General features: G+C 76.5%; 4 protein-coding genes. 1 reads left to right on the plus strand and 3 read right to left on the minus strand.

The genetic code is table 11. The features are described 5' to 3' along the window. Nucleotides 1-1,489 (plus strand): phytoene desaturase family protein (locus ACTUAL_RS28640; protein ID WP_440902419.1); only part of this gene is annotated, 1,489 nt, incomplete at its 5' end. Between the two features lie 215 nt (nucleotides 1,490-1,704). On the opposite strand, the gene ACTUAL_RS28645 is transcribed toward ACTUAL_RS28640, so the two are convergent. The 3 genes from ACTUAL_RS28645 to ACTUAL_RS28655 form a co-directional block, all read right to left on the minus strand. Further along, nucleotides 1,705-2,154: an SRPBCC family protein gene (locus ACTUAL_RS28645; RefSeq protein WP_096492316.1), complete on the minus strand. Its 450-nt coding sequence runs from the start codon at nucleotides 2,152-2,154 to the stop codon at nucleotides 1,705-1,707. A gap of 194 nt (nucleotides 2,155-2,348) precedes the next feature. Then, the gene (locus ACTUAL_RS28650; protein ID WP_232519761.1) at nucleotides 2,349-2,801 is read right to left on the minus strand and encodes a PaaI family thioesterase; all 453 of its coding nucleotides are present in this window, start codon (nucleotides 2,799-2,801) and stop codon (nucleotides 2,349-2,351) included. A 196-nt stretch (nucleotides 2,802-2,997) separates the two neighbouring features. Further along, nucleotides 2,998-3,372: LuxR C-terminal-related transcriptional regulator (locus ACTUAL_RS28655; RefSeq protein ID WP_440902420.1), on the minus strand; the 375-nt coding region annotated here is incomplete at its 5' end.

Raw genomic sequence — 3,372 nt, forward strand, 5'->3', positions numbered from 1 at the left:
CGTCCTGGAGGCCGGGGACCGGCCTGGCGGGGCGGTGCGGACCGAGGAGTTCGTGGCCCCCGGCTTCCGCAGCGACGTCTTCAGCTCGTTCTACCCGCTGGGCGCCGGGTCGCCGGTGATCGCGGGGCTGGGGCTGGAGGAGCACGGGCTGCGGTGGCGGCGGGCGCCCGAGGTGCTGGCGCACGTGCTGCCGGACGACCGGGTCGCGGTGCTGTCGGACGAGGTGGGGCGCACGGCCGCGTCGCTGGAGGCGTTCGGCGCGGGCGACGGGCAGGCGTGGCGGGACGAGTTCGCGCTGTGGGAGCGGGTGCGCGAGCGGCTGCTGGACGCGCTGCTGCGGCCGTTCCCGCCGGTCCGGGCGGGCGCGGGGCTGCTGGGCGCGCTGGGGGCCGGTGACGCGCTGCGGCTGGTCCGCTCGCTGGTGCTGTCGGTGCGGGCGTTCGGGGCGGAGCGGTTCACCGGCGAGGGCGGGACGCTGCTGCTCGCGGGCAACGCGATGCACACCGACCTCGGGCCCGACCAGGCGGCGGGCACGGCGTTCGGGTGGCTGCTGTCGATGCTCGGGCAGGACGTGGGCTACCCGGTGCCGGAGGGCGGCGCGGGGGCGCTGGCGGAGGCGCTGGCGCGGCGGTTCGGCGGGGCGGTGCACCTGGGGCGGCCGGTGGACCGGATCGTCGTGGCGGGCGGCCGGGCGCTGGGCGTGCGGGACGCGGCGGGCGGGTTCGTGCGGGCGCGCAAGGCCGTGCTGGCGGACGTCCCGGCGCCCGCGCTGTACCTGGACCTGGTCGGGGCCGAGCACCTGCCCGCGCGGCTGGTGTCGGACCTGGGGGCGTTCGAGTGGGACGACGCGACGATCAAGGTGGACTGGGCGCTGTCCGGGCCGATCCCGTGGACCGCCGAGGCCGCCCGCCGGGCCGGGACCGTGCACGTCGGCGGCGACCTGGACGGGCTGGCGGTGGGCGCGACGCAGATCGCCTGCGGCCGGGTGCCCGACGACCCGTTCCTGATCATGGGCCAGATGACGACCGCCGACCCGACCCGCTCCCCGGAGGGGACGGAGGCGGCGTGGGCCTACACGCACGTGCCGCGCGGGTTGAGGTGGACGCGCGACGAGCTGGAGCGGTACGCGGACCGGGTCGAGGCGGTCGGGGCGGCGCGCGCGCCGGGGTTCCGGGACCTGGTGCTGGGGCGGGTCGTGCAGGGGCCTGAGGACCTGAAGGACCGCAACCCGAGCCTGCTGGGCGGGTCGACCAACTCCGGGACGGCGGCGATCCACCAGCAGCTGGTGTTCCGGCCGGTGCCGGGGCTGGGGCGGGCGGACACGCCGGTCGACCGGCTGTACCTGGCGAGCGCGTCGGCGCACCCCGGCGGCGGGGTGCACGGCGCGGCGGGCGCGAACGCGGCGCGGGCGGCGCTGGCCCGCAACGGGCTGGGCGGCGACGGGTACCGGCTGCTGGTGCAGGGGCTGCAGCGGGCGCTGTACCGGTAGCGCCGGGGTGGTGGCCGGGGCGGGCGGCCCGTCGTCGACGGGCCGCTCCCCCGCTGGTGGTCGCTGACCGGCTGGGACGACCTGGCACGGGGCGGGAGCGGCCGGGCCAGCGCGGCCGGACGCGGCCGAGGCGGTCAGGTCCGGTCGGCGCGCTCGCGGTCAGGGCGCCCCGGTCAGTGCGCCCCGGTCAGTGCGCCCCGGTCGGTGCGCCCCGGTCAGAGGCCGGCGCCGTTCTCCCTGCGGACGGCCAGCGCGGCGAGCCTGCGCAGGCTCTCCCGGTTCCTCGGCGCCAGGAACAGCGCCTGCGCGGGCTTGGGCAGCAGGCTGAGCGGGCCCTTGGTGATCTCCTCGGCCATGAGCACGTCGGTGCCGCCCGCGACCTCGGTCAGCTCCAGCCTGATCCTGGCCTGCCCCAGCGGCCACAGGCCCGCGTCCAGCTCCAGGAACCGGCCTGGCTCGCCCGCGCGGGCGGTGCTGGTGTCCTTCACCTGCACCGGCCAGGCGCCGAGGCTGTGGTGGATGCGGGTGCCCACGCGGGGCCACCCGGTGTCCACCTGCCGGATGTGGGACGCGCCGACCACCCAGCCCGCGTAGGACCAGCCGTCGGCCAGCACCGCGAACACCTCGTCGGGCGTGGCGGGGACGTGCAGCTTCACCTCGATCACGACGGGCGGTTTCCCCCTGCGGGGCCGGGAAAACCCGGATGCCGCAGGCAGCACACCGGCGGAGGCCGCGGCCCGGTCCCCGGCGGGTCCGGCGCGAGCGGGCGCGGTGGGCAGGAGTGCCCATGCCGGACGACCCCTGGGTGCGGTCCCGGAGCTGCCACGGAGCTGCCCCTGGGCCGGCCTGGAGGGGTCGCTCAGGAGCGGGGCCGCCAGCGCTTCCACAGCGCCACGGCCTCCGCGCGCGGCTTGCCGTCCCACCACAGGGACACCTCGGCGGTGATCTGCGCCTCGGACGCCTCCACCACCGCCGCGCGCAGCTCGACCTCCTCGGTCAGCGGCGCGGGCCGCAGGTAGCGCACGTCCAGGCCCGCCGTCACGTAGGCCAGCGCGGCGCCGCCCAGCGGTCGCCAGCCGCGCTCGTCGGCCTCGGCCATCACCGCCGCCGCGCTGTGGCAGTCCAGCACCGTGCCGATCACGCCGCCGTTCAGGTGGCCGAGGCCGTTGTCGTGCTCCGGCCACGGCGTGAACGCCGCGGTGACCAGCCCGCCCTCCCCCCGGTAGCTGCGCAGGCGCAGCCCCTTGGGGTTGGCCTGGCCGCAGCCGAAGCAGGGCAGTTCCGGGTAGAGCCGTTCCTGGATGCTGGTCACGACCGGCACCCTAGGCGCTCCGGGCATTCTCCGGGGTTCGCCGCGCGCAATCGGCAGCGAACTCCGGAGGGTCCCCCAGAAAATTGCTCACCCGAATAGCCGCACCATTCCAGTGCGGCCACCACGGCGCGTATTCGGATTAGGACCCCCGACTCCGCCGCTAGTGCGAACGGGGCAGGGGGAACACGAATCCCGACTACAGGTAGGAGCGCTGACCCCACGGCATGGCCGCGGCGAGCTGCGCCCGTCGACCGATGTCGAGCTTGCGGTAGATGCGGGTGATGTGGAGCTCGACCGCGCGGGTGGACACCGAGAAGTGCTCGGCGATCTGCCGGTTGGTCATGCCCTCCAGCATCATCAGCGCGATGCGGTGCTCGTGCGGCGTGAGCGGCTCCTTCGAGCGATCGGCGCTCTGGCCGTCGCGAGGTCGGACCACGGACGGGACCCGCTCGTGGTCGGGCAGGCCGAGCAGCACGTGCCACTGCCTGATCCGCACCTCGGCCACCGACTGGGACCGGACGTAGGGGTCGCCGCGCACCAGATCGCGCGCCGCCGCCTCGTCCGGCACCTG

Source organism: Actinosynnema sp. (assembly GCF_052038725.1).